This is a genomic window from Granulicella aggregans (assembly GCF_014203275.1).
Classification (GTDB): Bacteria; Acidobacteriota; Terriglobia; order Terriglobales; family Acidobacteriaceae; genus Edaphobacter.
This window is the reverse complement of the sequence record NZ_JACHIP010000048.1, coordinates 7,589-9,523: the sequence shown is the minus strand read 5'-3', so window position 1 is coordinate 9,523 and position 1,935 is coordinate 7,589. Positions and strand designations below refer to the sequence as shown.

Sequence of the window (1,935 nt, the reverse complement as noted above, 5' to 3'; positions counted from 1 at the left end):
TATCACTCCGTCTTCGACAATGTGGAAGACAGCCTGGAGATGTCCCGCCTTCAGTGCTTCGACTTCCAAGGGGTAAATACCAAGCAGTACGCCGACCTGATTGAGCCGTTGATGGTCTGGATACTGCGCCGCATCGACGAAATCGTGTATGACCCAAATAACCTCGGCGTCCCGAAGCATGTCTTGATCGAAGAGATCTTCTCAAACATGAAGAACAAGCAGCTGCTTGAAGCGGCGCTTGCCTCGATCAAGACGGTGCGCAAGAACCTGGGCGGCGTAACCATGATCGGCCAGTCCGCCAATGATCTCGGCGAGAACGCGGACTTGATCGTGAACTCCTGTACCTCTTTCCTCTTCCTCCCGGATGCGACGTTCAATCGCAAGGCTTACGGCGAGTTGTTCAAACTCAGCGAACACCAATTGGATTTGTTCGAGAGCCTGCGTCCGCGCGAGGGGCTCTATGTCAGGCGCGACGGGATCACGAAGGTGATCACACTGAACCTCGACGCTCGCAGCTATGCAAAGTTTTCGACCCGGCCAAAGGACAAGGTCAGACGTTCGAAGCTGGTCGAGATGTACGGGCTTCACGAAGGCATCGAGCGTTTCGCACAAGGCGAGATCGCCTAGAACAACCGCACGCACATCAACCCCAAAGGATCAGCCATGACCCTAAGTCTTTGTATCTTCGTAACCGCCGCAGCCATCGGTACAGCGGGCAACGCCCAAACGACTCATCTCCAGCCCAGTGCACCTCGGACGATCGTCACCGCGGACGCGTCGGCCCCGCCCGTTGTCCGCACTGGTTTGCTGCAGTCCACATTGATCGAGCTTCCATCTGAAGAGAAGGTCGCGACGGTCTTCGGTGGCGATACCGTGAGCTGGGTCTTCGACGCAGGCCATGTTGCCAGCCGGTACATATCGATCAAGCCTAAGGTCGCAGACAGCACGACCGATCTGCACATAGTCTCCGACCACGGCAATGAGTACACCGTCGAACTCCGCGAGGTGTCGAGCGACAAGGACAATCCTCACTTTGACTCGAAGGTCTACGTCACATCGAGCGATCCAAAGGTTACCGACAACATCGCCACGCCTCCTGTCTTTGTTCCCGCAGCAGAGGCAGAGGCGAAGGAAGCACAGCTCAAGAAAGAGGCTGAAGATGCCCGCAAAACTGCGGAGGCAGACCATAAGGCCGCCGCGACTGCGGCCGAGAGTTTCAAAGCTGCCTATCCGGGGACTCTGCATTTCGACTACGCCTGGGACCAGAAGAAAGGGAAGGCGCTTGGCATCCAGCAGATTTGGCGCGATGACAAGTTCACCTATCTAAGAGGACGATTTCAGGAGACTCCCGCGCTCTATGAGCTGAAGGACGGTAAGGGGTCACTGATCAACTATGACTTCGCGAACGGCCTTTACACGATCCCCAAGGCCGTCATACAGGGGTATCTCTCGATCGGTAAGCGGCGGGTCGACTTCAGGCAGACGAAGGCAGGGAGCTAGCCATGGCCGAGAATCCGATAACTCCCCCTGCAACTGTGCCAGAGCAGCCAGAGGCATCGTCGCCTCTCAACAAGAAGCAACCATTGCTCATTCTGCTGTTCATCATCTTGCTGATCTTCGTGATCTCAAGTGTTGTGAATGCCGGGAAGAAGGCTGCGCCGCTCAAGAGTCAGATGCCGACCAAGCCAGCGACCGCCAGTCCTCAACAAGTGAACAACTTTGAGACTCAGCAGGAGCAGACTGCAAAGAAAGACCTGGAAGAACAGCAGCAACGCGCTGCAACTGCTGCACTGCTCGCGCAACTACAGGGTGCGGAGGCACCCGGCCCGGAGTCTCCGAACGCTCCACCGATGACTCCAGCGCAACGGGCCGCGATGTATGGCTTGCAGAACCCGGACGCCCCGAAGACGACGTCGCAGCTCCCAGAACGGCATG

At 57.1% G+C, this 1,935-nt stretch carries 1 protein-coding gene and 2 pseudogenes; all 3 read left to right on the top strand.

Going from position 1 to position 1,935, the window contains the following annotated elements; translation table 11 throughout:
- Window positions 1-627 (top strand): annotated as a pseudogene (locus tag HDF16_RS29435) (VirB4 family type IV secretion system protein); the annotation flags it as partial.
- A gap of 36 nt (window positions 628-663) precedes the next feature.
- On the top strand, window positions 664-1,500 hold the full coding sequence (locus HDF16_RS29430) for a TrbG/VirB9 family P-type conjugative transfer protein (protein ID WP_184224413.1): 837 nt from the start codon (window positions 664-666) through the stop codon (window positions 1,498-1,500).
- Window positions 1,501-1,502: 2 nt separating this feature from the next.
- Window positions 1,503-1,935 (top strand): annotated as a pseudogene (locus HDF16_RS31100) (TrbI/VirB10 family protein); the annotation flags it as partial.